Below are 21,582 nucleotides of genomic sequence, written 5' to 3'. Positions count from 1 at the left end.
AGTCACGGGAACCGGCCTCGGCGGAAAGGGACTTACACGCCCGCGTAGGAGTGCTTGCCGGTCACGAAGATGTTGACGCCGTAGTAGTTGAACAGCCAGCAGCCGAAGGCGATCATCGCCAGGTAGGCGGCCTTGCGACCCTTCCAGCCGGCGGTGGCGCGGGCGTGCAGGTAGCAGGCGTAGGCGACCCAGGTGATGAAGGACCAGGTCTCCTTGGGGTCCCAGTTCCAGTAGCGGCCCCAGGCGTCGCCGGCCCAGATCGCGCCCGCGATGATCGTGAACGTCCACAGCGGGAAGACGGCCGCGTTGATGCGGTAGGCGAACTTGTCGAGGGACGCCGAGGCGGGCAGGCGCTCCAGGACCGAGGTCGCGAACTTTCCGGGCTTGCCGCCGGTCTGCAGCTTGTTCTCGTACGAGTCCTTGAACAGGTACAGGATCGTGGCGACCGCGCCGACGTAGAACACCGCGCCGCAGAAGATCGCGGTGGACACGTGGATGTACAGCCAGTACGAGTGCAGGGCCGGGACCAGCTGGTCGCTCGCGGTGTACAGCACGGTGACCGCGAGGCCGAGGTCGAGCAGGACGGTGGTGACCAGGAAAAGACCGAGCCAGCGCACGTTCTTCTTCAGCGCCAGCAGCCCGAGGTACACGGCGACGGCGACCGTGGAGAAGGTGATGTTGAACTCGTACATGTTGCCCCACGGCGCCCGCTGCACGGAGGCCGCGCGGGCGACGACGCCGGCCAGCTCCACCAGGAACGCCAGCACCGTCAGGGAGATGGCGATCCGTCCGTACATGTCGCCCTGGACGTCACCGCCGTGCGCACCGGGCCCGTCCGGCACGTCCCGGGCGCCGGACGCGGAGCGCACGACGACCTCGGGCCGCTCCAGCACGGCCGTCCCTCCGGCCTTCTTCACGGTGACGACGGGGCCGTTCGCCTTCTGCGCGGCGCCGGAGGTGTCCGCGGTGAGCGCGGCGGCCGTACGGGCCACCTTGCTGCGGCTGCCGAAGAGCCATTCGGCGATGTGTGCGAAGAAGGCCAGCGTGTAGACGGCCATCGACGAGTAGATCAGGGTGTTGCTGATGCTCGCCAGGTGTTCGTTGGTGGCTGCGGCAAGCTCGTGTGCGGCGGCGAGAGTCATTTCTCAGCCCCTTCGGCAGGTACGACTTCGGGGTCGGGGGTTGCTTCGTCGGATGCTGGAGAATCGTCGGGGTCGGGTGCCCCCGGCGCCTGGTCGTAGAGGATCCCGGCGAGGTCGCCGAGTTCCTCGGGCACCTTGGCGGACTCGCTGCGGCCGAGCCCGGCCATCTCGACGACCGTGACGCCGTCGGCGCCGCGCACCGCCCGCACCCACACGCGGCGGCGCTGGATGAACAGGGACGCGGCCAGACCGAAGATCGCCACGACGGCACCGCCGAGCGCCCAGCCGCTGCCCGGCTCCTGGACGATCTCGAAGCCGGCCCATTCCTTGACGTCCTTCTCGAACGTGATGGACCCCGCGCCGTTCGGCAGCTGCATGCTGTCGCCCGGCTTGAGCAGCTTCTTCAGCAGCTGCCCCTTGGAGTCCGTGAACTTCTTCATGTGTTTCAGGTCGAGCTGGTACACGCTCTGCGGCAGACCCGAGTCGACGCCCAGGTCGCCGTGGTACGCGTTCACCGCGAGCAGCGGGTTCAGCAGCGCCGGGAACTGGGAGAGCATCGTGCCGCTGCGCGCGTCGAAGGTCGGGACGAAGAAGGCCTGGAAGCCGAGCTGCTCCTTCCCGCCCTTGGGATTGCGGTAGCCGTCCATCACCTTGACCACGCCCTGGGAGCTGACGTTGCCGTCGAGCGGCAGCAGCGGGACGGCGTCGCGGTAGACGACCTTGCCCTTGCCGTCGCGGACGGTGATGACGGGCGCGTAGCCGTGGCTGACGAGGTAGACCTTGGCGTCGCCGATCTTCAGCGGCTCGTTGACCTTGACGGTGGTCGGCTTCTGCTTGCCGAACGCGCCCTCGCTGTAGTCGATCCTCGCTTCGAAGGTGCGCGGGGTGCCACGGTTCGGACCGGTGAGCTCGTAGGTGCCCTTGAAGTCCTTCAGGTCGAAGCTGAACGGCACCAGGTCGTCGTTGCTGAAGAGGCTGCCGGACTTGAAGTCGTCGTACTGGATGAGCGAGTTGGAGAACCCGTCGCCCTCGACGACCAGCTTGGTGCCGTCCGACTTGAACATCTGGCCGCAGGCGAAGGCGATCAGCAGCACGATCAGCGCGATGTGGAAGGCCAGGTTGCCCAGCTCCCGCAGATAGCCCTTCTCGGCGGCGACGGCGTCACCGGCGAGGTGGGCCCGGAAGCGGCGCTTCTGCAGCAGCGCGAGCGCGGCCTCGCGGACCTGCTCGGGGTCGGCCCGCGTACGCCACGTCGTGTAGGCGGGCAACCGGGTGAGCCGCCTCGGCGCACCCGGCGGGCGGCCGCGCAGCTGGCCGACGAACTGCCAGGTGCGCGGGACGATGCAGCCGATGAGGGAGACGAACAGCAGGATGTAGATCGCGGAGAACCACACCGAGCTGTAGACGTGGAACAGGCCGAGCTTGTCGTAGACCGGCGCGAGCGTCTCGTGCGCCTTGCGGAAGTCGTCGACCTTGGTGACGTCGGCGCCGGTCTGCGGGATCAGCGAGCCGGGGATCGCGCCGAGGGAGAGCAGCAGGAGCAGCAGCAGCGCGACCCGCATGGAGGTCAGCTGCCGCCAGAACCAGCGGATCCAGCCGACGACGCCCAGCGAGGGCAGGCTCACCGCGTCCTCCTGGGGCGCGGTGGACAGCTGCGAGCCGGCCGCCCCCAGGTCCTCCTGGTCCTGGCTCTTGTCGGTTTCGGTCTTGCTCATCGATCAGATCCCCACAGTGAAGCCGTCGGACCAGGTCTGCATCTCCTGCACCAGGCGGTCCCAGGCCCCGGTCAGCAGCAGCACACCGGTCACGATCATCATCGTGCCGCCGATGCGCATCACCCAGACATAGTGGCGCTTGACCCAGCCGAAGGCGCCGAGCGCCTTGCGGAAGGCCACGGCCGCCAGCACGAAGGGCACGCCGAGCCCGAGGCAGTAGGCGACCATCAGCAGGGCGCCGCGCCCGGCGCTGGAGTCGTGCAGGGAGAGGAAGCTCACCGAGGCGAGGGTCGGACCGAGGCAGGGCGTCCAGCCGACGCCGAACAGGGCACCGAGTAGCGGTGCGCCCACCAGACCCGCGACCGGACGCTTGTGGAAGCGGAACTCGCGCTGGGTGAGCCAGGGCATCAACCCCATGAAGAAGACGCCCATGAGGATCATGAGCACGCCGAGCACCGTGGACAGGGTGTCCTTGTACTCCTGCAGGTGCCAGCCGAAGAACCCGAACAGCGCCCCGCCGGAGACGAACACGGCGCTGAAGCCGAGCACGAACAGGGCGGCTCCGGTGACCATCCGCCCGCGCTTGGCCTCCGCCAGATCGGTGCCGGCGACCCCGGTGACGTAGGAGAGGTAGCCGGGGACCAGCGGGAGCACACAGGGCGAGAAGAAGGAGACCAGTCCGCCGAGCAGGGCGACCGGCAGGGCGACCAGCAGGGCGCCGTTGAGGACGGTCTGGTTCCGGCCCGTCTCAGCGGCGAGCGTCAGCAATGCGCTCACGTCACTTCTCCGCGAGGACCGGCTGGAGCATCTTCAGCAGCGTGGTGTCGTCGAGCGCCTCCAGGGCGCGCGCCGCGACCTTCCCGTCCTTGTCGATGATCAGCGTGGAGGGGATCAACTGCGGGTTGAGCGTGCCCTTCTTGAAGCGGAGCATCAGCTTGCCCGTCGGGTCGTACAGGCTCGGGTAGCTGATCCCGTGCTCCTTCTCGAAGGCGACCGCGGGGGTGGTGCTGCTGTCACGGGTGTTGATGCCGACGAACTGCACGCCCTTGTCCGCGTAGTCCTGGGAGACCTTGGAGAAGTACTTGGCCTCCTCGCGGCACGGCCCGCACCAGGAGCCCCAGACGTTGACGACGACGACCTTGCCCTTGTAGTCGGCGACGTCCAGCGACTTGCCGTCGATGGTTGTGCCGGACAGGTCGGGGGCCGCGGCCCGCTCGCCCTTGGGGGCCGTGTCGATGCCGTTGTTGCCGGTGATGAAGTTGGTGTTGCCGCCCCCGCCGGAGGTGCCGCCCTTGCCGCACGCGGACAGGGTCAGTGCCGCGACGGCGGCCACAGCGCTGAGCAGGACGGCGCGGCTACGGGTACTCATGTGAAAAGTTTCGCATGTCGGTTCCGGGGATCTCGCGCGCCCCCCTGGCGGGCGGAAAACCGCATTTCAGGAGGTATTTACTCCGGACATTTCGGCCAGCGCTCCGGCGGCTCCCCAGGTGGCGTCCGCGGTGGCGGACTTGGCGCCGCGCAAGTGGCGCGCATGGAGATCCCCGATTCGTCAGGCCCGCTGTGGTCGACCAGCTGGGGGCCGTGACGATCGGGGAGGTTCCGTGCGCTTCTTATGCTTTACACAACAGGCCTGGCAAAGCGTGCCGGAGGCATGGGTGCTCAGGAGCCCTCAGGCACTCTCAGGAACTCTCGGAACTCTCAGGCCCCGAAGGCCTTGCTCTTCCCCTTCACCGGCTTGGCGCCGGCGCGGAGGTGGGCCGGGACGAGGTCGATCGCGGGCTCGGTGTAGCCGACCGAGACGATTCTGTCGCCCTGGTACGTGAACGTCGTCAGCGAGGCGAGCGTGCACTGCCGCTTGCGCGGGTCGTGCCACAGCCGCCGCTTCTCGACGTAACTGCGCACGATCCAGATCGGCAACTGATGGCTGACCAGCACCGCCTCGTGCCCGCGGGCCTGGTCCTTGGCCGCGTTCAGCGCGCCCATCATCCGGACCACCTGGTCGATGTACGGCTCACCCCAGGACGGCTTCAGCGGGTTGACCAGGTGCTTCCAGTTCTCCGGCCGGCGCAGCGCACCGTCGCCGACACCGAAGGTCTTGCCCTGGAAGACGTTGTCGGCCTCGATGAGCCGCCCGTCGGTGGAGAGGTCGAGCCCGTGCGCCTTGGCGATCGGCGTGGCGGTCTCCTGCGCGCGCTCCAGCGGGGAGGCGACGACATGGGTGACGTCCCGCGGGGCGAGGTGCTCGGCGACCCGCTCGGCCATCTTCCGGCCCAGGTCGGACAGGTGGTAGCCGGGCAGCCGCCCGTACAGGACCCCGCTCGGGTTGTCGACCTCGCCGTGCCGCATGAGGTGGACGACGGTGATGTCCTTGTCGTTGGTGCCGTTGGTGCCGTTGGTGCCGTTGGTGCCGTTGCCGTTGTTGGTCACGCGGTCGCCTCCGCAGCGGCCCGGGCCGCCGCCGGAAGGGCGTCGGCGATCTTCTGGATGGCCCGCTCGTCGTGGGCCGTGGACACGAACCAGGACTCGAAGGCCGACGGGGGCAGGTATACGCCGTTCGACAGCAGCGAGTGGAAGAAAGCGGTGAAGCGGAACGACTCCTGCCGCTTGGCGTCCTCGTAGGTGCGCACCTGCCGGTCGGTGAAGAACACCGAGAACATGTTGGAGGCGGTCTGCAGCCGGTGCGCCACGCCCTCCTTGCTCAGCGCCTCGGTGACGAGGCCCTGGATCTGCGCGGACACGGCGTCGACCTTCTCGTACGCGGCGTCGTCCAGGAGCCGGAGCTGGGCGAGGCCGGCCGCGGTGGCGACGGGGTTCCCGGAGAGCGTGCCGGCCTGGTAGACGGGCCCGGCGGGCGCGAGATGGGCCATCACGTCCTCCCGGCCGCCGAAGGCGGCGGCCGGGAAGCCACCGCCCATGACCTTGCCGAAGGTCATCAGGTCGGGCTTCACGCCGTCGATCCCGTACCACCCGGCCCTGCTGGTGCGGAAGCCGGTCATGACCTCGTCGGAGATGAAGAGGGCACCGTTCTTCCGGCAGGCGTCCTTCAGACCCGCGTTGAACCCGGGGTCCGGCGGCACGACGCCCATGTTGCCGGGCGAGGCCTCGGTGATGACACAGGCGATCTCGCCCGGGTGCCGGTGGAAGGCCTCGTGCACGGCCTCCAGGTCGTTGTACGGCAGCACGATCGTGTCGCCGGCCTGGGCGCCGGTGACACCGGGGGTGTCGGGCAGCGCGAACGTCGCGACCCCGCTGCCCGCCGCGGCGAGCAGGGAGTCCACGTGGCCGTGGTAGCAGCCGGCGAACTTGATGACCTTGGTGCGCTGCGTGAACCCGCGGGCGAGCCGGATCGCGGACATGGTCGCCTCGGTGCCGCTGCTGACCAGCCGCACCTGCTCGACGGGCTCCACCCGGGCGACGATCTCCTCGGCGAGGGCGACCTCCCCCTCACCGGGCGTGCCGAAGGACGTACCGCGCGCGACCGCGTCCTGGACGGCGGCGATGACCTCGGGCTGCGAGTGCCCCAGGATCATCGGACCCCAGGAGCACACCAGGTCGACGTACTCGCGCCCGTCGGCGTCGGTCAGGTACGGCCCGCTGCCGGAGACCATGAACCGCGGCGTGCCGCCGACCGCGCGGAAGGCGCGCACCGGCGAATTCACGCCGCCCGGCGTGACGACGGAGGCGCGGTCGAAGAGCGCCTGCGAGGCGGGCGCGTCGTAGGGATAGGGCGTTTCGCTCTGGGCAGTCATGGTCTGCGACTTCTCCGGCTTCTCGGACTCCGGTTGCGTGGTGACCTCCTCAGGGTAGGCGGAGCGGTGCGCCGCCCGGACAACCACGTGCCCGATTCCCGGCGGCTCCGCCCCCTCCCCGCGCCCCGATCCCGGCCCCGGCCCCTGCTCTCCCGGCCGTTCCGCCGCTTCGATCCCCTTGCCCCACCCGGCCTCCCCGACTTGCCCCGGCCTCCCCGGCGTACCCCCGGCTTCCCTGACCTCCCCGACTTGCCCCGGCTTCCCTGGCCTCCCCGACTTGCCCCGGCTTCCCTGGCTTGATCCCCTGGCCGCTCGCTCGCCATCTGCGAGACTGACAACTGACACACGCAGTGATACACAAAGCCCCTGTGGCACGTAGTGATCGGGGACCGGAGGGATCCCGCGGACTGGTGTTTCACCGCACGTTTCGGCGAGCGGCCGTGGGGGAGGTCACTGACACGATGATCGGGTTGCGCGGCCGGGGCCGAGCGTCCTAGAAATGCAGTCGGGTGGAGATATGCATCGCGGTGGCGGACTGGGCGAGGGGACTGACGACCTGGGTCCTCGGCGTGCCCGGCGGGGCAGGCACCGGCGCGAGGCGGAGGAAGCGGCCGAGAAGCGGCAGAGCGACGCACGTCAGGCACAGGGCGTACCGAGCGAGCCCGAGCGTCTCCGGGCGGGGAGCGGGAATGGTGGTCGGGTGGGGGTGACGTACAAATACTTCGGTGCGCCCGACGGTGCGACCGCGGCCCGCGTCCCCATCTCGATGCGCCCCGAGGAGCTCGGCGGCGACGAGCTGGGCATGAACGGCATGTTCACCAAGATCAAGCCGGAGACGATGGCCGCGATGGTCCTCACGGGCATCGAGGGCGTACCCCTGCACAAGGTCCCGCCCCTGGAACTGGTCGTCCTGCACCCCGACTACGCGGTCGTCAAACTCCCGATGACGGTCGTCGACCCACTGCGCGGCATCGGCGAGGAAGCCGTGGGCGCGGCGGCCTTCATCTGGTCCACGGTGCCGGACCGGGGCGGCCCGCGCGACGCGTTCAACGTGTACCAACTGCTGCACGAGTGGCAGGACTTCTCGCATCGGCTGCATGAGGCGGGGCATCAGCCGTATTGCTTGGTTTGGCCCTGAGCCGGGGTTTCTTGCGGATCGGGCGGGGCTTTCGGGTCCCGCCCTCGTCGTGTGCCGGGAGGGTCCGTCAGGCGGCCAGGGCACATTGAGGGGCCGGCCCCCGGCTACCCCCGGGTCGAGCCGTCGTCGGTCAGCCGAATGATCAGCCGAACATCCCGGAGCCGAGCGGGTGTTGCCGGTCGAAGCCGGGGAGGATCAGGAAGGTCGCGCTGGCGGTCGTGGTGGTGAATCGCAGCAGTGCGTCCGAGGTGTCCATGTGGGTGAGGGTGGCGGTGAAGGTCCGCAGGTCGTTCTGGAAGCTGATGAAGAGCAGGCCGGGGGCGGGATCGTCGATGGTGTAGGAGCGGCGGAGCATGAGGCCGGCGCCGACGACGGCGGGGTTGGCCCTGCGCACGTGGGCGTCCACGGGGACGAGATAGCGTCCGTCCGGTGTCTTGGCGCCGAGGTTCGGGCCCGAGGCGACGGGGCCGCCGGAGAGGGGGGCGCCGCTGGTCCGCCGCCGCCCGAAGACGGCTTCCTGCTCGGCCACGGACAGGGCGGCGAACCGCGGCAGGTCGAGTTCCATGCGCCGCAGTACGGCAAGGGTGCCGCCGGCGACCGCGTCAGGCCCGGCAAGCCACAAGTCGCGTTGTCGCTCGGCGGTCGTGTGCGGGCCCACGATGCCGTCGATGAAACCGAGCGGGTTTCGTGGCGCGGTGAGGCCGTTGCCGACGGGCACGTCCGTACCGCGGCGTGCGGACTGGCGCCAGCGTTCGTGGACGCGGTCACCAGCCTGGTCCAGGAGCGCGGCGGCGACGACGGGCAGGAGCAGCGCGTCGCCGGCACAGATCTGTAACAGCAGGTCTCCGCCGCGTGCCCCTGGGGAGATCCGCTCGCGGGAGAAGCGCGGGAGGTCGGCCGCGCCGGGCAGGGAGGCACCGGCCGTGCGCACCAGTCGGGGGCCCACGCCGACGGTCACGGTCAGGTCGCCGGGCGGCAGGCCCAGCAGTCGCGCGTCGGTTCCGGTGGCGAGTGTGCGGATGGCTTCGCCGAGGTCGGCCAGTAACGGGCCGACTGCCACGCCGTCATCGAGGTCGGCCACCACGGCCAGCAGGTTGCGCTGGGCCGGCTGAGGGAGCGTGATGCCCGCCTGGTGCCGGCCCGTCACCGGAACCGGCGTCGGCGTGGCCGCCCCGGAAGGGCCGTGCCGGCCTGGCTCGGCGGAGTCCGATGTGCACCCGGCGGTCAGACCGACGGCCATCATGGCGCCGGTGACATCGAGGAACGCGCGGCGCGACGGATGGTGATCGGCTCGGTGCATGGTGTGCAGGGTGCCACACCCGAATCGCGCATGCCGGTCAACCTTCCGATTCTGGCGTGGAATTGGGCACCATGCGCGAGACTGGGATCATGCCTCGATTAGCTCTTCGCGTGGTGGCGGCGGTACTGGGCACGCTGACACTTGTGGTCGGTTGCGGCGGTGGCGACGACGGCGGCGGATCCGGCAAGGGCCGGCGACCGAGCGGTGCGCATGTGACGATCCGTGTGCCTGCCGATGCCCCGACGATCTCGGACGCGGTGTCGTTGGCCCGGCCCGGTGACCTGGTGCTGGTCGCACCCGGTGTGTACCACGAGTCGGTGAGGATCGACACGGCTCGCGTCACTCTTCGCGGCGCGTCCCGGGACAAGGTCGTCATCGACGGGCAGTTGCGGCAGCCGAACGGTGTCGTCGTCACGGCGCCCGGGGTGGCCGTGGAAAACCTGACCGTGCGCAACAACACGCAGAACGGGGTCCTGGTCACCGGTTCGGCGAAGGCGGCCGCCGGGATGCCGGGGCATTCCGGGGGGTACGACACCGGCGACGAGCCCGTCACCTTCCTGAAGTCGTTCCTGGTCTCGTATGTGACCGCGACCCGCAACGGGCTGTACGGCATCTACGCGTTCTCCGCGCAGAACGGTGTCATCGAGCATTCGTACGCCTCGGGCGGGGCCGACTCGGGGATCTACGTCGGACAGTGCAAGCCCTGTCGCATCGTGGTGCGGGACAACGTCGCCGAACTCAACGCGGTCGGTTACGAAGGCACCAACGCCAGCGGGGACATGTACGTGGTCGGCAACCGCCTGGTCGGCAACCGGGTCGGGCTCACCACCGACTCCGACCACCAGGAGAAGCTGCTCCCGCAGCAGGGCGCCGTCATCGCCGGCAATCTGATCGCCGCCAACCAGCAGACGGCCACCCCGGAGCAGGCCGACGGCGGGTGGGGCACCGGCATCGGCATCGACGGCGGCAGCGACAACCAGTTCGTCCGCAACCGCATCGCCGACAACAGCAACGCCGGACTGGTGATCACCGCGACCGCCGACATGCCTCCCATCGGCAACCAGATCGTGGACAACACGTTCACCGGCAACGGCGTCGACGTCGGCTGGACGTTCCCCACCGCCACGCGGGGACGGGGCAACTGCCTGCGCGGCAACGAACTGCGCACCACAGTGCCCGCCCGGCTCGCGACCACCGCGTCCTGCCCGCTTCCGGCCAGGTCGCCCTCTCCGACGGGCAGGTGGGCGATGCCGACGGCACCCGGTGGCATCCCGTTCACCGAGATCGCGGTGCCTGGTCCACAGCCGCAGTTCCCCCGCGCCACCACCACGGGCGCCACCGCTGTCCCGGCTTCACCGGCCCTACCGGACACGGCAGGCGTCCCGCTGCCGCCGGCGTCCCTGCTCGCCGCGGGTGCGCGGGTGCATACGTCCTGAACAGCGGCTACCGCGTCGGGGTGACTCCGGGTACGGGCTTGACCGGAACGTACCTCTGGGTGTCGAAGGCGATGACCACCGGCTGTGACTCGGAACCCACTCTGACGCGGACCCGGTACATGGTGCCGTCCGGGCCGACCCAGTAGCGCACGTTGCCCGCCGTGCCGGAGCGGCCAGGGGAGGACGGCCCGGTCATGACGTCCACCCGATGCCCGTCCACCTCGTCTCGTCCCCACCAGGCGGCGCCGTTCTGCGGCAGCAGTTGGGCGTTGTCCGGCCGGTCGCTGCCGAGACCGAGTGCGATGGCCAGCGAGGTGTCCAGCGAGTTGCCGGACGACTGCAGCGGACGGCCGTACCAGCCCGAGCGGGGCGGCGACGCGGGTGCGTGCGCCGGGGCGTTCGCCATCGGGTGGAAGAACACCGAGGCGCCCGTCCACTCGATCAGCCCGTCGCTGGATCTGTCGCGCCCGGTGCCGTGCACCACCCCGTAACCGAGCTTGCCCCGGTAGTCGACGGACCCGGTGACGACCAGCCCACCGGCGGTGTCCGGCACAGTGATCGTCACCGCGCGGCCGTGCGCCTCGTAGTTGCGGAACCGCGTGATCGCCAGCAGGTTCGCCTCATCCGACGTCAGCGCGCGCGGACCGCCGGCGCCGGAGCCGCCGCCGGTGACCAGGACCGCGGTCACCACGACGGCCGCTATGCCGCCGATGACGGCTGCCGCCCAGCGTGGCCTCAGCCATCGGCGCCGGTCAGCCGCACGGCCCGGTAGAGCTTGCTGGATTCTCACGCTCCGCACGCGGCTCGACGCTGACACTCTTCTGGTTCACCCTCTCCATCACGCGACTGCTCGGCCGCCGTACGGTCGCGGCGGCACTCGGCAGCCCATCGGCATACGACGCCAAGGCCGGCCCTCGCGGACCGGCCGGGACGTGATCTGCCCGACCGCGCCATATCCGGGTCGCGGGCGGGCAGATCGCTGTTGTTCGGTTCGTTCAGTGTTTCCGGGCGCGACGCTTGCGACTCACGAACGCGATGACCAGGCCCGCACCCACCAGCACACCGGCGAGGGCGATCGTCTCCGGCACCCCGGACATACCGGTGTTCGCCATCGAACCCGAACTCCCACCGGCCGGGGCCGGGTTGTGGGCAGGCGGCGCGGGTGACGGCGGCGTAGAGGCCGGCGGCGAGGTCGGGGTCGGCGTCGGGGTCGGCGTCGGCGTCGGTTTCGCCTTCGGGATGTACACCCCGGCGTCGATCGTGTGATCGACCCCGCCCGGCTTGTCCGGCGCCGTGACAGGCGCGGAGCCGTTGCACAACTCCCCCGTGGTCGGCGGGGTCACATTGGAGTCATGCGCACGGTCGGCACCGGCCCGCGGGAGCGTGAACCGCAGCTCGCTCGCCGGGGGCTGCTCGGGCACCTTGCTGGTGTCCGCGGTGCACACGTCGAACTGCACCGTGTATTTCGCACCTGGCGTGAGCTCGTACGCGGCGCCGACGCCACCGAAGTAGTACTCGCCCGCGGCATCGGTCTTGGTCGTCGCGACCTGCTTGCCGTCCGCGTCCAGCAGGTTGATCGTCGCCCCCGGCAGCAGCACGTGCCCCGGGTCCTGGATCCCGTTGTGGTCGCCGTCGAACCACACGACGTTGCCGATCTGGATCGGCGCGTTCGCCGCCGCGTACGCGATGTCACCGAGCCCGCCGGCCTTGCCGAACCCGTTCTGTTCCTGACCGACGAACTGGTACGCGTTGGCGGCCGGAGCGTTACCCGGGCCCTGACCGGTCGTGATGTGGTGATAACCGGTACCGGCGGTTTCGATGTTGACGGTCGGGTCGAACTCCGTGCTGACGACCCACGGTTGCTGTGGAATGTAGGCCACCGACCCCAGCGCGGTTTCCTGGTGCCCTCCGGCGAAGTACTCGCCCGGGAAGTATTCGACGACGCCGTTTTCCTCGTTGTCGTCGTTGGCGGGGGTGGCGTGGTTGGGGCAGTCTCCGGTGCCTTCCCACGCGTATCCACCGGTGGGACTGGCGCAGGCCATGTTGATGTCACCACCGGACATGCCGAGTTCCGGCGTGTTGTTCAGCGGGCGGGGGTCCAGCCCCTTCGCACTGAGAACGTCCATGAACCGGTCGCGGAAACCAAGGATCATCGAACCGTCGCGCCCGAAGGCGAGGGAGGCGAGCTCCGGCTGCGGATCGATGAAGGCGCCGCCCAACTTCCTTTCGTCCCACGTGGCCAGGCTGGTGTTCCACGGGTTCCAGTGGGTGGCCTGGTCGACGTTGCCGGCACCGGTGAAGACGGTGCCGCGCTTGTCGGTGAGTGAGTGGGTCAGCACCGGGGTGAACCGCTTGCCGTCATAGGTGTAGACGACGGCTTTCAGGTCCGCGCGCTGCTGCGTGCTCTCCGCGTTGCACACGCCACCGACGTACAGCTTGTTGTCGTGGACGGTGAGACCGAACGGCCGCCAGTCGGTGGGACTCGCGCACCCCGGGTCCGGGATCCGCACCGTCGCCTCGGGCACCGAGGCGGTGGCCCCGGTCGCGTCGAAGCTCACCAGGCTGCGGGTCAGCAGGTTCACCGCGTACAGCGTGGAGCCGTCCTCCGACAGGGCCAGGCCACCGATGCTCTCCTTGCCCGGTGCGTCGGTGAACCCGGGATCCTTCATCATGTCGGCGGCGTCGTGCGGCGTCACCGCAGCGCCCGGCACGCGCGCGAACAGCTCCGGCGCACCGCCGCCGTTGACCGGCACCGTATAGATTGCGTCGGCGCCCTTCGGCCCGTACGGGGCGTACCGGCGGGCGAACGCACCCTGGAACAGCCGGCTCCGGTACTTGTCGTACGCCAGCGCGAACGTCGTGCCCACCTGGGCCTGCGTGGCCAGCGTGGCCGGGCACGCCACATCGGTGGGACACGTGCCTCGGGTCTTCGTTCCGAACGCCACCAATGCCCGGGTGTCGGTTCCGTTGGCGCCGTTCTGGACCGGTACGAAATACCGCGAGTCCGGCAGCGTGTAGTCGGCCGGATTCCACACCCCCGTCACCACCGAGGCGTTCTTTCCGCCCGACACGTCCACGAACGACGTGAAGCTGTCGAAGTGGTTCTGCGTCGTCGACGCGGGCGCCGCCCGCAGATAGTCGCTGTACGGCGCCGGGATGCTGACGTCGACGCGGTACTGGCCGCCGCTCAGCTCGGTCGACTGCGACACCACGACCTTTCCGGTGGCGTCCGTGACGCCGGTGACATGGTGCCCGGCGGGGTCGGAGACCTCCACCTTCATGCCCCGCTGCGGCACGTCCATCGTCGCGTTGATGACGCCGGTGCCGAAGAAGTCGCGCAGTACCTCGACCGTCAGCGTGCCGTCGGCGGTCGAAGCGGCGGCCGTTCCGGACGTCGCTCCCACGGCGCCGCCCGCCAGTAAGAGAACGGATAACCCTACGCGTGCCAGCGGCTCCACAAGCCTGTGGGCCGGCTGGCGCGAGTCTCTGCCGACTCGGTTCATGGCATCACACTCCACACTTCTCTTGTCTTGAAAACGAGGCACCCGCTTCTCGCCGCACGTCCACTTCCCGGCCCCCGAAACGGATGCCGATCATGAACGCCGAGGCAAAGAAAAAGGGCCCACTGCCGTTGCGTGGACCGCATTGTGATGATCGTCTGAAGATATTGCGGGCAAGCCGTAAACACCGCAGGCCAGCAAAGGCGAACGCGCGTTCAGAACCTCGGGCGGAACCGCCCCGGGTTGTGTGTTTTCGCAGCTCAATCACGGTGCCTTCGCCCCCCCCCACCGCCGACATCACCGACCGCCATCGCGAGCAGCGCGCGATATTCTATCCACCGAAGTCACGCCGTCACCACAAGAACCTCTGGAATCCCATCGGGATCCGCAATTTTCCCCGAGCGCCCAGAGAATGATGATCGGAAGGGCGTACGACAGCGGCGTCATGACCGGATCCGGTCCCCGTTGGTTGCGTGGAGCCCGGAAGACGCGCCCGGGACGTGTCCGTCACGCATGGGCGATGTGCAGTCGAAATTTGGTTCGGTTCGCCACGTCACCGACCACCGACCGGCCCCGCCGACTTCTCGATCCCCGATGCCCGCGGGGTCCGGGCGTGGAGCGGCTCCTGCGGCTCCTTGTGTTACGCATGGTAGCCGCGCGGGAAAGAGGCGACCGGGAGCGACTCCCCGGCTTCCATTGTTATTACTTAATGTCATCGTCCAAGTGTTCCGTTCGGGCCACCCGGACAACTCTTTCGGGGGATTCATTCCCCCGAATGCTCGACACCCGCACTCCATCGAGCCTCGTTATGTGAGCGTGTCACTGTCAGGGGATGAAGCATGCGGAGCCATGAATCATCCGGCGGGTCTCGGCAGTTGCTGGGACCTCCTCGATGATTTCTTGGACGAGATCAGGATCATGGAAACTGAATACCTGCGGGCGGCCCGCGAACGGAATAGCGAGACGAGCGCCGCCTGGGCGGCATCGCGCAGACCCCGTGTTCCAGACGGAACAGCTTCCTGAACGAGGACACGGAGGAATCACCGGATGGACCGGAACAGTTACGAGGCACACCCCTACGACCCGCAGCAGGTCTTCCGGGACGAACGCGACACGCTGAGCCAGCCCGCGTTCGACACCGTCTCCTTTCCGTCCCAGCAGTCCTGGCACGCTCCGGCGCCGGAGGCCTCGCCCTGGGACCTGGACGAAGAACTCGCCCACATGCTGTCGGGGGCGACCCGTGCGGCGGCCGCCGCCCCCTCTCCCGTCCCGAACGCCGGTCCGGCCTCTCCGGAGCGGTCGTCGCATCGCAAGATCAGCCGGCGTCGGCCCCCGGCCGAATCGCACCTCCTCGACGGCGGTCAGCGCATCACCCACGTCACGGTCCTGATCGCCTCGATCGGCGTGGCCGCGGTGTCCCTGCTGACCTGGGCGATCAGCTACTCCTACGGCCAGCTGCACACCATCGCCGAGACCGTCCTGCCCGCGAACCTGGCCCAGTGGTGGCCGCTCACGGTGTACGGGCCGTGGTTCGTCGCGGCCCTCTCGATCCTGCGGGCGACGGTCCAGCGCCGCAGCGCCCACCGTTCCTGGGGCGTGATCCTCACGGCCTCGGGGGTGGCGGTGGCGCTGTGCGTCAGCCACGCGTCCCAGGCGATTCTGACGTTCGTGATGCTCGGAATTCCCCCGATCACCGCCCTGGTGTGCTTCTGGGAACTCGTCGGTCAGGTCTCCTCGAAATACCGGTCGCCGGCCCGGCAGGGTGCGCACGCGCAGCGGAATTCGAAGCGATAACACAATCACGTCGGAGAAAAACTAAAAAGCAGAGTAAATGAGAATGGGATGGGGAAGGGTTCGCCCCGGTGTCGTGTTCCGATCCGCATGTCATCAGATTTCGGTACGACGCCGGGACGGCGACTGCGGCTGCGGCTGTGACTGCGACTGCGACTGCGACTGCGACTGCGACTGCGAATCCGTGGATCGTCCCGGATGAACTGTGGGACCGTCTGGAGCCTGGCGCCGGCTGCGGGACTGGAACGAGACCGGCGTCTGGCAGCACCTGCACGAGGTGCTCCGTACGGAACGTCGTCACTCCGTGGCCAGGAAGTCGACCGCCGCGAGAGCGAAGAGCAGGGCCAGGGCGAGGCCGACGACGACCCAGCCGGTGGGGTGGTTCCAGAGCACGAAGGCGACGGCGGCCGCGACCACCAGGAGCCAGCCGATCCAGGCGCGGCGGCGGCGTACGAACGGGCCGACCGGGCCGGTGCGCAGGCCGAGTCGGTCCGTCTGGGCGCGGGACGCGGCGATGCCCGCGTGCCACACCTGGCGGACGGCGCGGGCGGAGCGGGCGGGTCCGGTCAGCCAGGCGGCGAGGGCGACGATCACGCCGAGCGCCGCCACCGCCCGTACCTCCTTGCGCAGGAAGCGGGTGAGCGTGTCGTAGACGGACGCGGCGGCCGGCTGGGAGACCCCGTGCGGCAGCGAGTCCAGGTAGACGGCCCGGAAGACGGTGAGACCGAGGCCGAGCAGGAGGGTGGCGAAGGCGACGCCCAGTGCGGCGGCGATCAGGGCACGGCGGCGGTGCGCGGCCGTGAGCACGCCGGCCGCGGTGAGGACGACAGCGAGCACCGGCAGCCACAGGCCCGCCAGTTCCAGCACCCGGAACCAGGTCTTGATCCGGCTGACCTTGTCCCCCTGGAACACGGTGAACTGGGTGTGCACCGCGGGGATCTTCTCGGCGGCCGTCAGCCCGGAGTCGGCCAGCCGGGTCTTGACCCGGTCGATGACCGGCGCGAGGTCGACGGTCACCGTGTCGTCCACCAGCCGGACCGCGCCTCCGCCGCTGCCGGTCAGGGCCTTGTCCAGGGCGGTGTGGACCTGCCGGTTGGCGTCGCGCCAGATCTTGTCGAAGGCGTCGGAGGCGACGACCTCCCGCGCCTTGTCGTGCACGAAGCTGCGCACCGCTCCCTCCACCGAGCCGCCGAGGACGCCGAGCCCCTTCTGCAGGAGCGGCCGGTCCTTCGGGGCGACGCCGTTCAGGAGGTCGGGGATGTCCAGGTGGACCATGAGGGCGTCGGTGGCCCGGTCGGCCACGGCGTTCTGGACGGCGGGGTCCGCGGCCAGCGGGGCGACGGTGGCCACGTAGCGGTCGGTGTCGCCCAGCAGGTCGGAGGTCCAGGTCGCGAGCACGCCGAGCGGGGCGAGGACACAGCCGAGGACGATCAGCAGCGCGGCGAGCGCGGACCTCGTCCGGTGCCGGGGCCATTCCTTCCCGCCGCGTGCCGGCCGGGCCTCCAGAGCGGCGACCCGGGCACGCAGTCGGTCCAGTTCCGCGCGGTCTGGTTCCGCGCGGTCCGGTTCGGCCTGATCCGCATCCCGGCCGTGCTCGTGCGCACCTCCGTCCCCGCCGTCCCCGCCGTCCTCCCCTGTCGGCTCCCGCTCCGTCATCCCCGTCCTCCTCCGCTCGTGCCCGGACGGCCGTACCCCTGCCAGCAGCAGATCCCGTGGCGGACGGGCGCGCGAGTGACGGTGGGCCGTTCGGGTGCGGGTTCACCCCGACTGCGGACGGGCGAGGCCGAGGTCGTACGCGAAGATGACGGCCTGGACGCGGTCGCGGGCGCCGATCTTGGCGAGGACCCGGCCGACGTGGGTCTTCACGGTGGACTCCGACAGGACGAAGCGGTCGGCGATCTCGCCGTTGGTCCAGCCCTTGCCGACGGCGACGAGGATCTCGCGCTCGCGGTTGGTCAGGGAGGTCAGCCGCCTGTCCTCGGCGGGGTCGCCCGCGCGGTGCGGGTGCGGGACGTGCCGGGTGTACTCCTCCAGGAGGCGGCGGGTGAGCGCGGGGGCGATGACGGCGTCGCCGCCGGCCACGGCGCGGATGCCGGCGAGGAGGTCCTCGGGGCGGGCGTCCTTGAGCAGGAAGCCGCTGGCTCCGGCGCGCAGGGCGGAGTGGACGTACTCGTCGAGGTCGAAGGTGGTCAGCACCAGCACGCGGGAGCGCGCGCCGGTGGCGACGATGCGCCGGGTGGCCTCGATGCCGTCCATGCCGGGCATGCGGACGTCCATGAGGACGACGTCGGGGCGCAGTTCGGCGGCCTTGCGGACGGCCTCGGCGCCGTGCGCGGCCTCGCCGAGGACCTCGGTCTCGGGGACGGAGTCCAGGAGGATGCGGAAGGCGTAGCGCTGGAGCGGCTGGTCGTCGACGACGAGCACGGTGGTGGTCATCGGTCACCGCCGCGGGGTGCGAGGCCGCCGTCGCGGGAGGCGGAGTCGCCGTCGCGGGAGGCGGAGTCGCCGTCGCGGGAGGCGGAGTCGCCGTCGCGGGATCTGAGGTCGCCGCCACGTGGGGTCAGGGCGAGGACGGCGTCGACGCGCCAGCCTCCGCCGGCGGCGGGGCCCGCGCTGACGGTTCCGCCGTAGAGTGCCGCTCTTTCGCGCATGCCCACCAGGCCATGTCCTTCCTCGTTCGGCGGTCCGGACAAGACGGCCCGTCCGCTGTCCTGGACCCGGATGGTCACCCGGGTGTCCTCGGCGGCGACCGACAGGTTCACCCGGGTGCCGGCGCCCGCGTGCTTCAGGGTGTTCGTCAGGGCTTCCTGGACGATGCGGTGGACCGTCAGCTGGACGCCCTCGTCCAGGGCGTCGACGTCACCGGCGGTGCGGTAGACGACGTCCAGGCCGGCCGCGCGCACCCCTTCGCACAGCGTGTCGATGTCCGCGATGCCGGGCTGCGGGCTGAGTTCGGGCTCGCCGCGCCGCCCGTCCGTCGCGTCGCGCAGGACGCCGAGGACGCGCCGGAGTTCGCCTAGCGCCTGGCGGCCGGTGTCGCCGATGAGGCACAGCGCCTCCTTGCCCCGTTCGGGGGCGGTGTCGGTGGCGTAGGCCCCGGCGTCGGCGAGGGTGATGATGACGGAGAGGTTGTGGCCGACGATGTCGTGCATCTCGCGGGCCACGCGGGCCCGTTCGGTGGCGGCGGCCAGCCTGCTGCGCTGGTCGCGCTCGATCTCCAGCCGGGCCGCCCGGTCCCGCAGTCCGGCGAGCTGGGCCCGGCGGATGCGGACCACGAGGCCGAGCGCCAGGGCCGCGGTCGCCGTGCTGAGCAGGAAGAACAGCGCGTCCCAGACGGACACCACCGGTGACACCCGCACAGCGACCAGCGCCATGGCGGCCGCCATGCCGGCGCAGGCCCAGGGCAGCTGCCGCAGCCGCCCGTGCAGGGCCAGGCTGTACAGGGCGACGAAGAGGGCCACGTCCGCGCGCAGCGCCGAACCCAGCGCCCACTGGAGGACGAACACCGCCCAGACGGCGCAGAAGGCGACCAGCGGCCGGCGCCTGCGCCACAGCAGCGGCAGCACCAGTCCTGCCTGGAGGACGAACACGCCCCCGAACGGCAGCCGGGTGAAGACGAGGCGGAAGCGGCGCGGGCCGTCTCCGTCCCCGGTGCCCGTGTGCAGCAGGTCCGGCAGACAGAACATCAGGAAGACCAGCACCACCACCGCGGTGTCCAGCACCCAGGGGTGGGCCCGGTCAGCCTGCCGGAGCCGCCGGCCGACCCGGCCGAGCCGGGTGACCAGCGGCCCCATCCCGCCGATGTCGTAGGTGGTCGCGGCGCTCACCCGTCCATCGTGCACGCGGAACCTGTGGTGTGTGGAGCGGCCGGACGCGGCAGGCTCGCGGTGGGCCCGTTCAGGCGTCACTCCGCACCAGCCGGTACGCCGCGCCCGCGAGCGCGAGGCCCGTCCAGCCGAGGAAGACCAGCAGCCCGGCCAGGGGGGAGAGGGTGGTGGCGTCGTGGGTGAGGGCGAACAGGGACTCGCCGGCGTGGCTGGGCAGGTAGGGGCTGATGTCGTCCTGCCACGAGCTGGGCAGCAGGGTGGTCAGTCCGGGGATGAGCATGAAGGCGGCGACCAGGAGCGAGATGCCGCCGGCCACCGAGCGCAGCAGCGCTCCCAGTGCGGTGCCGATGACACCGACCAGACCGAGGTAGAGTCCGGCCCCGAACAGGCTGCGTACGACGCCTTCGTGCGTGAGGTCCAGCGCGGCGGGGGTGCCGGAGACGATCCGGCTGCCGGCCAGGAAGGCGACCCAGGCGCCGACGGTGCCGACGACCAGCGCGACCAGTCCGAACACGGCTGCCTTCGACCACAGCACGGGCAGCCGGCGCGGTACGGCCGCCAGGGTGGAGCGGATCAGGCCGGTGGAGTACTCGCCCGCGGTGACCAGGACGCCGAGGACGCCGAGGGCGAGCTGGGCGAAGTTGGTGCCGAAGAGGGACAGGCTCACGGCGGTCGCGCGGGCGAAGTCCGGGTCCATGCGGGCGGAGCCGTACTGGGACTTGAAGCGGGTCGCGGCGATCAGCCCGAAAGCGACGAGGAACAGCAGGCCGAGGCCCAGCGTGATCCAGGTCGAGCGCAGCGACCAGAGCTTCGCCCACTCGGAGGCCAGCACGCGCCGTCCGGTCACGCGGTAGACGGGGCGGTCGGGGGACGACGCCGTGCGGGGTGCTTCGGCGGTCGCGCTGAGGGTGCTCATGCCGGCCTCCCGGCGGTCTCGAGGTTCTCGGTGCCGGGCTCGGTGCCGGGCTCGGTCTCGCCGGCGGCCGTCGCAGCGGGCCCGGTGCCGGGCGTCGTACCGGTTCCGGCGTCGGCCGTCGTGGCGGACGTCGTGCCGTGGTACTCCACGGCCTCCCGGGTCAGGTCCATGAAGGCCTGTTCCAGGGAGACCGTCCGCGTGGTCAGTTCGAACAGCGGGATGCCGTGCTCGGCGGCCTTGAGGCCGACCTCGCGGGCGGTCAGGCCGGTCACCTGCAGCTCCTCGGAGCCGACCCGGCCGGTGACGTCGACGCCGGGTCCGGCCAGGACGTCCCGCAGCCGTGCCGGGTCGTCGGTCGCCACGGTCACCGCGTCGCCGCCCGCCTCGCGGACCAGTTCGCTGACGGTGGTGTCGGCGAGCAGCCGCCCGCGTCCCACGACGATCAGGTGGTCGGCCACCTGCGCGACCTCGCTCATCAGATGCGAGGAGACGAACACGGTCCGCCCCTGCGCCGCGAGCGAGGTCAGCAGGTTGCGGATCCAGAGCACGCCCTCGGGGTCCAGCCCGTTGACGGGCTCGTCGAGCATCACCGTCTGCGGGTCGCCCAGCAGGGCCGCCGCGATGCCGAGCCGCTGGCCCATGCCGAGGGAGAAGGCTCCGGCCCGCTTCCTGGCCACGCTGCCGAGACCGGCCAGCTCGATGACCTCGTCGACCCGGCGGCGCGGGATGCCGTGGGTCAGGGCGAGCCCTCGCAGGTGCTGGTGGGCCGAGCGGCCCGGGTGGACGGACTTGGCCTCCAGCAGCGCGCCGACCTCCTGGAGCGGGGCCCGGTGGCGGGCGTAGCGCCGGCCGTTGACGGTGACGGTGCCGCTCGTCGGGGCGTCGAGACCGACGATCATCCGCATGGTGGTGGACTTCCCCGCACCGTTCGGCCCGAGGAAACCGGTGACACTGCCCGGCTTCACGACGAAATCCAGCCCGTCGACCGCCGTCTTCTCCCCGTACCGCTTCGTCAGTTGCCGTGCGTCGATCATGCGCGTCGCTTTCTCTCGGACCCGGGCGTCCGTC

At 70.4% G+C, this 21,582-nt stretch carries 17 protein-coding genes; 3 read left to right on the top strand and 14 right to left on the bottom strand.

The features are described 5' to 3' along the window. Positions 1-32: 32 nt before the first annotated feature. The 6 genes from ccsB to hemL form a co-directional block, all read right to left on the bottom strand. Positions 33-1,142, bottom strand: a complete 1,110-nt coding sequence (gene ccsB / locus ACWD5D_RS25955; RefSeq protein WP_451375144.1) for a c-type cytochrome biogenesis protein CcsB — start codon at positions 1,140-1,142, stop codon at positions 33-35. After that, positions 1,139-2,857: a cytochrome c biogenesis protein ResB gene (gene resB, locus ACWD5D_RS25950; RefSeq protein WP_451375143.1), complete on the bottom strand. Its 1,719-nt coding sequence runs from the start codon at positions 2,855-2,857 to the stop codon at positions 1,139-1,141. Before resB ends, ccsB begins: the two co-directional genes overlap by 4 nt. Positions 2,858-2,860: 3 nt before the next feature. After that, positions 2,861-3,634, bottom strand: a complete 774-nt coding sequence (locus ACWD5D_RS25945; RefSeq protein WP_451375142.1) for a cytochrome c biogenesis CcdA family protein — start codon at positions 3,632-3,634, stop codon at positions 2,861-2,863. Position 3,635: 1 nt separating this feature from the next. Further along, positions 3,636-4,226, bottom strand: a complete 591-nt coding sequence (locus tag ACWD5D_RS25940) for a TlpA family protein disulfide reductase (RefSeq protein WP_451375141.1) — start codon at positions 4,224-4,226, stop codon at positions 3,636-3,638. Between the two features lie 329 nt (positions 4,227-4,555). Further along, positions 4,556-5,203: a histidine phosphatase family protein gene (locus ACWD5D_RS25935; RefSeq protein ID WP_451375236.1), complete on the bottom strand. Its 648-nt coding sequence runs from the start codon at positions 5,201-5,203 to the stop codon at positions 4,556-4,558. Positions 5,204-5,280: 77 nt separating this feature from the next. Next, a complete protein-coding gene (hemL, locus tag ACWD5D_RS25930; protein ID WP_451375140.1) occupies positions 5,281-6,606 on the bottom strand; it encodes a glutamate-1-semialdehyde 2,1-aminomutase in 1,326 nt (441 codons plus the stop codon). 517 nt (positions 6,607-7,123) lie between these two features. Here hemL and ACWD5D_RS25925 point away from each other — a divergent pair. Beyond that, positions 7,124-7,744: a hypothetical protein gene (locus ACWD5D_RS25925; protein WP_451375139.1), complete on the top strand. Its 621-nt coding sequence runs from the start codon at positions 7,124-7,126 to the stop codon at positions 7,742-7,744. 142 nt (positions 7,745-7,886) lie between these two features. Here ACWD5D_RS25925 and ACWD5D_RS25920 read toward each other — a convergent pair whose 3' ends face one another. Next, positions 7,887-9,044: a Dyp-type peroxidase gene (locus ACWD5D_RS25920; protein ID WP_451375138.1), complete on the bottom strand. Its 1,158-nt coding sequence runs from the start codon at positions 9,042-9,044 to the stop codon at positions 7,887-7,889. 89 nt (positions 9,045-9,133) lie between these two features. Here ACWD5D_RS25920 and ACWD5D_RS25915 point away from each other — a divergent pair, with 89 nt between their 5' ends. Continuing rightward, the gene (locus ACWD5D_RS25915; RefSeq protein ID WP_451375235.1) at positions 9,134-10,480 is read left to right on the top strand and encodes a right-handed parallel beta-helix repeat-containing protein; all 1,347 of its coding nucleotides are present in this window, start codon (positions 9,134-9,136) and stop codon (positions 10,478-10,480) included. A gap of 7 nt (positions 10,481-10,487) precedes the next feature. Here the strand turns inward: ACWD5D_RS25915 and ACWD5D_RS25910 are convergent, their stop codons facing one another. Together ACWD5D_RS25910 and ACWD5D_RS25905 are read right to left on the bottom strand one after the other, a co-directional pair. Beyond that, entirely contained in the window at positions 10,488-11,183 is a 696-nt protein-coding gene (locus ACWD5D_RS25910; RefSeq protein WP_451375234.1) for a hypothetical protein, read from the bottom strand. A 292-nt stretch (positions 11,184-11,475) separates the two neighbouring features. Beyond that, positions 11,476-13,983 (bottom strand): SdrD B-like domain-containing protein, encoded by a 2,508-nt coding sequence (locus ACWD5D_RS25905; protein WP_451375137.1) that lies wholly within the window; start codon positions 13,981-13,983, stop codon positions 11,476-11,478. A 1,044-nt stretch (positions 13,984-15,027) separates the two neighbouring features. Here ACWD5D_RS25905 and ACWD5D_RS25900 point away from each other — a divergent pair. Beyond that, on the top strand, positions 15,028-15,774 hold the full coding sequence (locus tag ACWD5D_RS25900; protein ID WP_451375136.1) for a DUF2637 domain-containing protein: 747 nt from the start codon (positions 15,028-15,030) through the stop codon (positions 15,772-15,774). 294 nt (positions 15,775-16,068) lie between these two features. Here ACWD5D_RS25900 and ACWD5D_RS25895 read toward each other — a convergent pair whose 3' ends face one another. The 5 genes from ACWD5D_RS25895 to ACWD5D_RS25875 form a co-directional block, all read right to left on the bottom strand. Beyond that, positions 16,069-17,427, bottom strand: a complete 1,359-nt coding sequence (locus tag ACWD5D_RS25895; RefSeq protein WP_451375135.1) for a hypothetical protein — start codon at positions 17,425-17,427, stop codon at positions 16,069-16,071. Positions 17,428-17,529: 102 nt separating this feature from the next. Further along, the gene (locus ACWD5D_RS25890) at positions 17,530-18,207 is read right to left on the bottom strand and encodes a response regulator (RefSeq protein ID WP_451375134.1); all 678 of its coding nucleotides are present in this window, start codon (positions 18,205-18,207) and stop codon (positions 17,530-17,532) included. After that, on the bottom strand, positions 18,204-19,565 hold the full coding sequence (locus ACWD5D_RS25885) for a sensor histidine kinase (protein WP_451375233.1): 1,362 nt from the start codon (positions 19,563-19,565) through the stop codon (positions 18,204-18,206). The genes ACWD5D_RS25890 and ACWD5D_RS25885 overlap by 4 nt, the downstream gene beginning before the upstream one ends. Before the next feature lie 103 nt (positions 19,566-19,668). Further along, positions 19,669-20,514, bottom strand: a complete 846-nt coding sequence (locus tag ACWD5D_RS25880) for an ABC transporter permease (protein WP_451375133.1) — start codon at positions 20,512-20,514, stop codon at positions 19,669-19,671. After that, on the bottom strand, positions 20,511-21,548 hold the full coding sequence (locus ACWD5D_RS25875) for an ABC transporter ATP-binding protein (protein ID WP_451375132.1): 1,038 nt from the start codon (positions 21,546-21,548) through the stop codon (positions 20,511-20,513). Before ACWD5D_RS25875 ends, ACWD5D_RS25880 begins: the two co-directional genes overlap by 4 nt. Between the last annotated feature and the right edge of the window lie 34 nt (positions 21,549-21,582).

It is taken from the genome of Streptomyces sp. NPDC002520, from assembly GCF_053595235.1.
This window is presented reverse-complemented; position numbering and strand designations above follow the sequence as displayed.

Coding starts and splice junctions, on each gene's coding strand:
- ccsB (WP_451375144.1), bottom strand. CDS start 1,142: ATGACTCTCGCCGCCGCACACGAGCTTGCCGCAGCCACCAACGAACAC.
- resB (WP_451375143.1), bottom strand. CDS start 2,857: ATGAGCAAGACCGAAACCGACAAGAGCCAGGACCAGGAGGACCTGGGG.
- ACWD5D_RS25940 (WP_451375141.1), bottom strand. CDS start 4,226: ATGAGTACCCGTAGCCGCGCCGTCCTGCTCAGCGCTGTGGCCGCCGTC.
- ACWD5D_RS25935 (WP_451375236.1), bottom strand. CDS start 5,203: ATGCGGCACGGCGAGGTCGACAACCCGAGCGGGGTCCTGTACGGGCGG.
- hemL (WP_451375140.1), bottom strand. CDS start 6,606: ATGACTGCCCAGAGCGAAACGCCCTATCCCTACGACGCGCCCGCCTCG.
- ACWD5D_RS25925 (WP_451375139.1), top strand. CDS start 7,124: ATGCATCGCGGTGGCGGACTGGGCGAGGGGACTGACGACCTGGGTCCT.
- ACWD5D_RS25920 (WP_451375138.1), bottom strand. CDS start 9,044: ATGCACCGAGCCGATCACCATCCGTCGCGCCGCGCGTTCCTCGATGTC.
- ACWD5D_RS25915 (WP_451375235.1), top strand. CDS start 9,134: ATGCCTCGATTAGCTCTTCGCGTGGTGGCGGCGGTACTGGGCACGCTG.
- ACWD5D_RS25905 (WP_451375137.1), bottom strand. CDS start 13,983: ATGAACCGAGTCGGCAGAGACTCGCGCCAGCCGGCCCACAGGCTTGTG.
- ACWD5D_RS25900 (WP_451375136.1), top strand. CDS start 15,028: ATGGACCGGAACAGTTACGAGGCACACCCCTACGACCCGCAGCAGGTC.
- ACWD5D_RS25895 (WP_451375135.1), bottom strand. CDS start 17,427: ATGACGGAGCGGGAGCCGACAGGGGAGGACGGCGGGGACGGCGGGGAC.
- ACWD5D_RS25890 (WP_451375134.1), bottom strand. CDS start 18,207: ATGACCACCACCGTGCTCGTCGTCGACGACCAGCCGCTCCAGCGCTAC.
- ACWD5D_RS25885 (WP_451375233.1), bottom strand. CDS start 19,565: ATGGGGCCGCTGGTCACCCGGCTCGGCCGGGTCGGCCGGCGGCTCCGG.
- ACWD5D_RS25880 (WP_451375133.1), bottom strand. CDS start 20,514: ATGAGCACCCTCAGCGCGACCGCCGAAGCACCCCGCACGGCGTCGTCC.
- ACWD5D_RS25875 (WP_451375132.1), bottom strand. CDS start 21,548: ATGATCGACGCACGGCAACTGACGAAGCGGTACGGGGAGAAGACGGCG.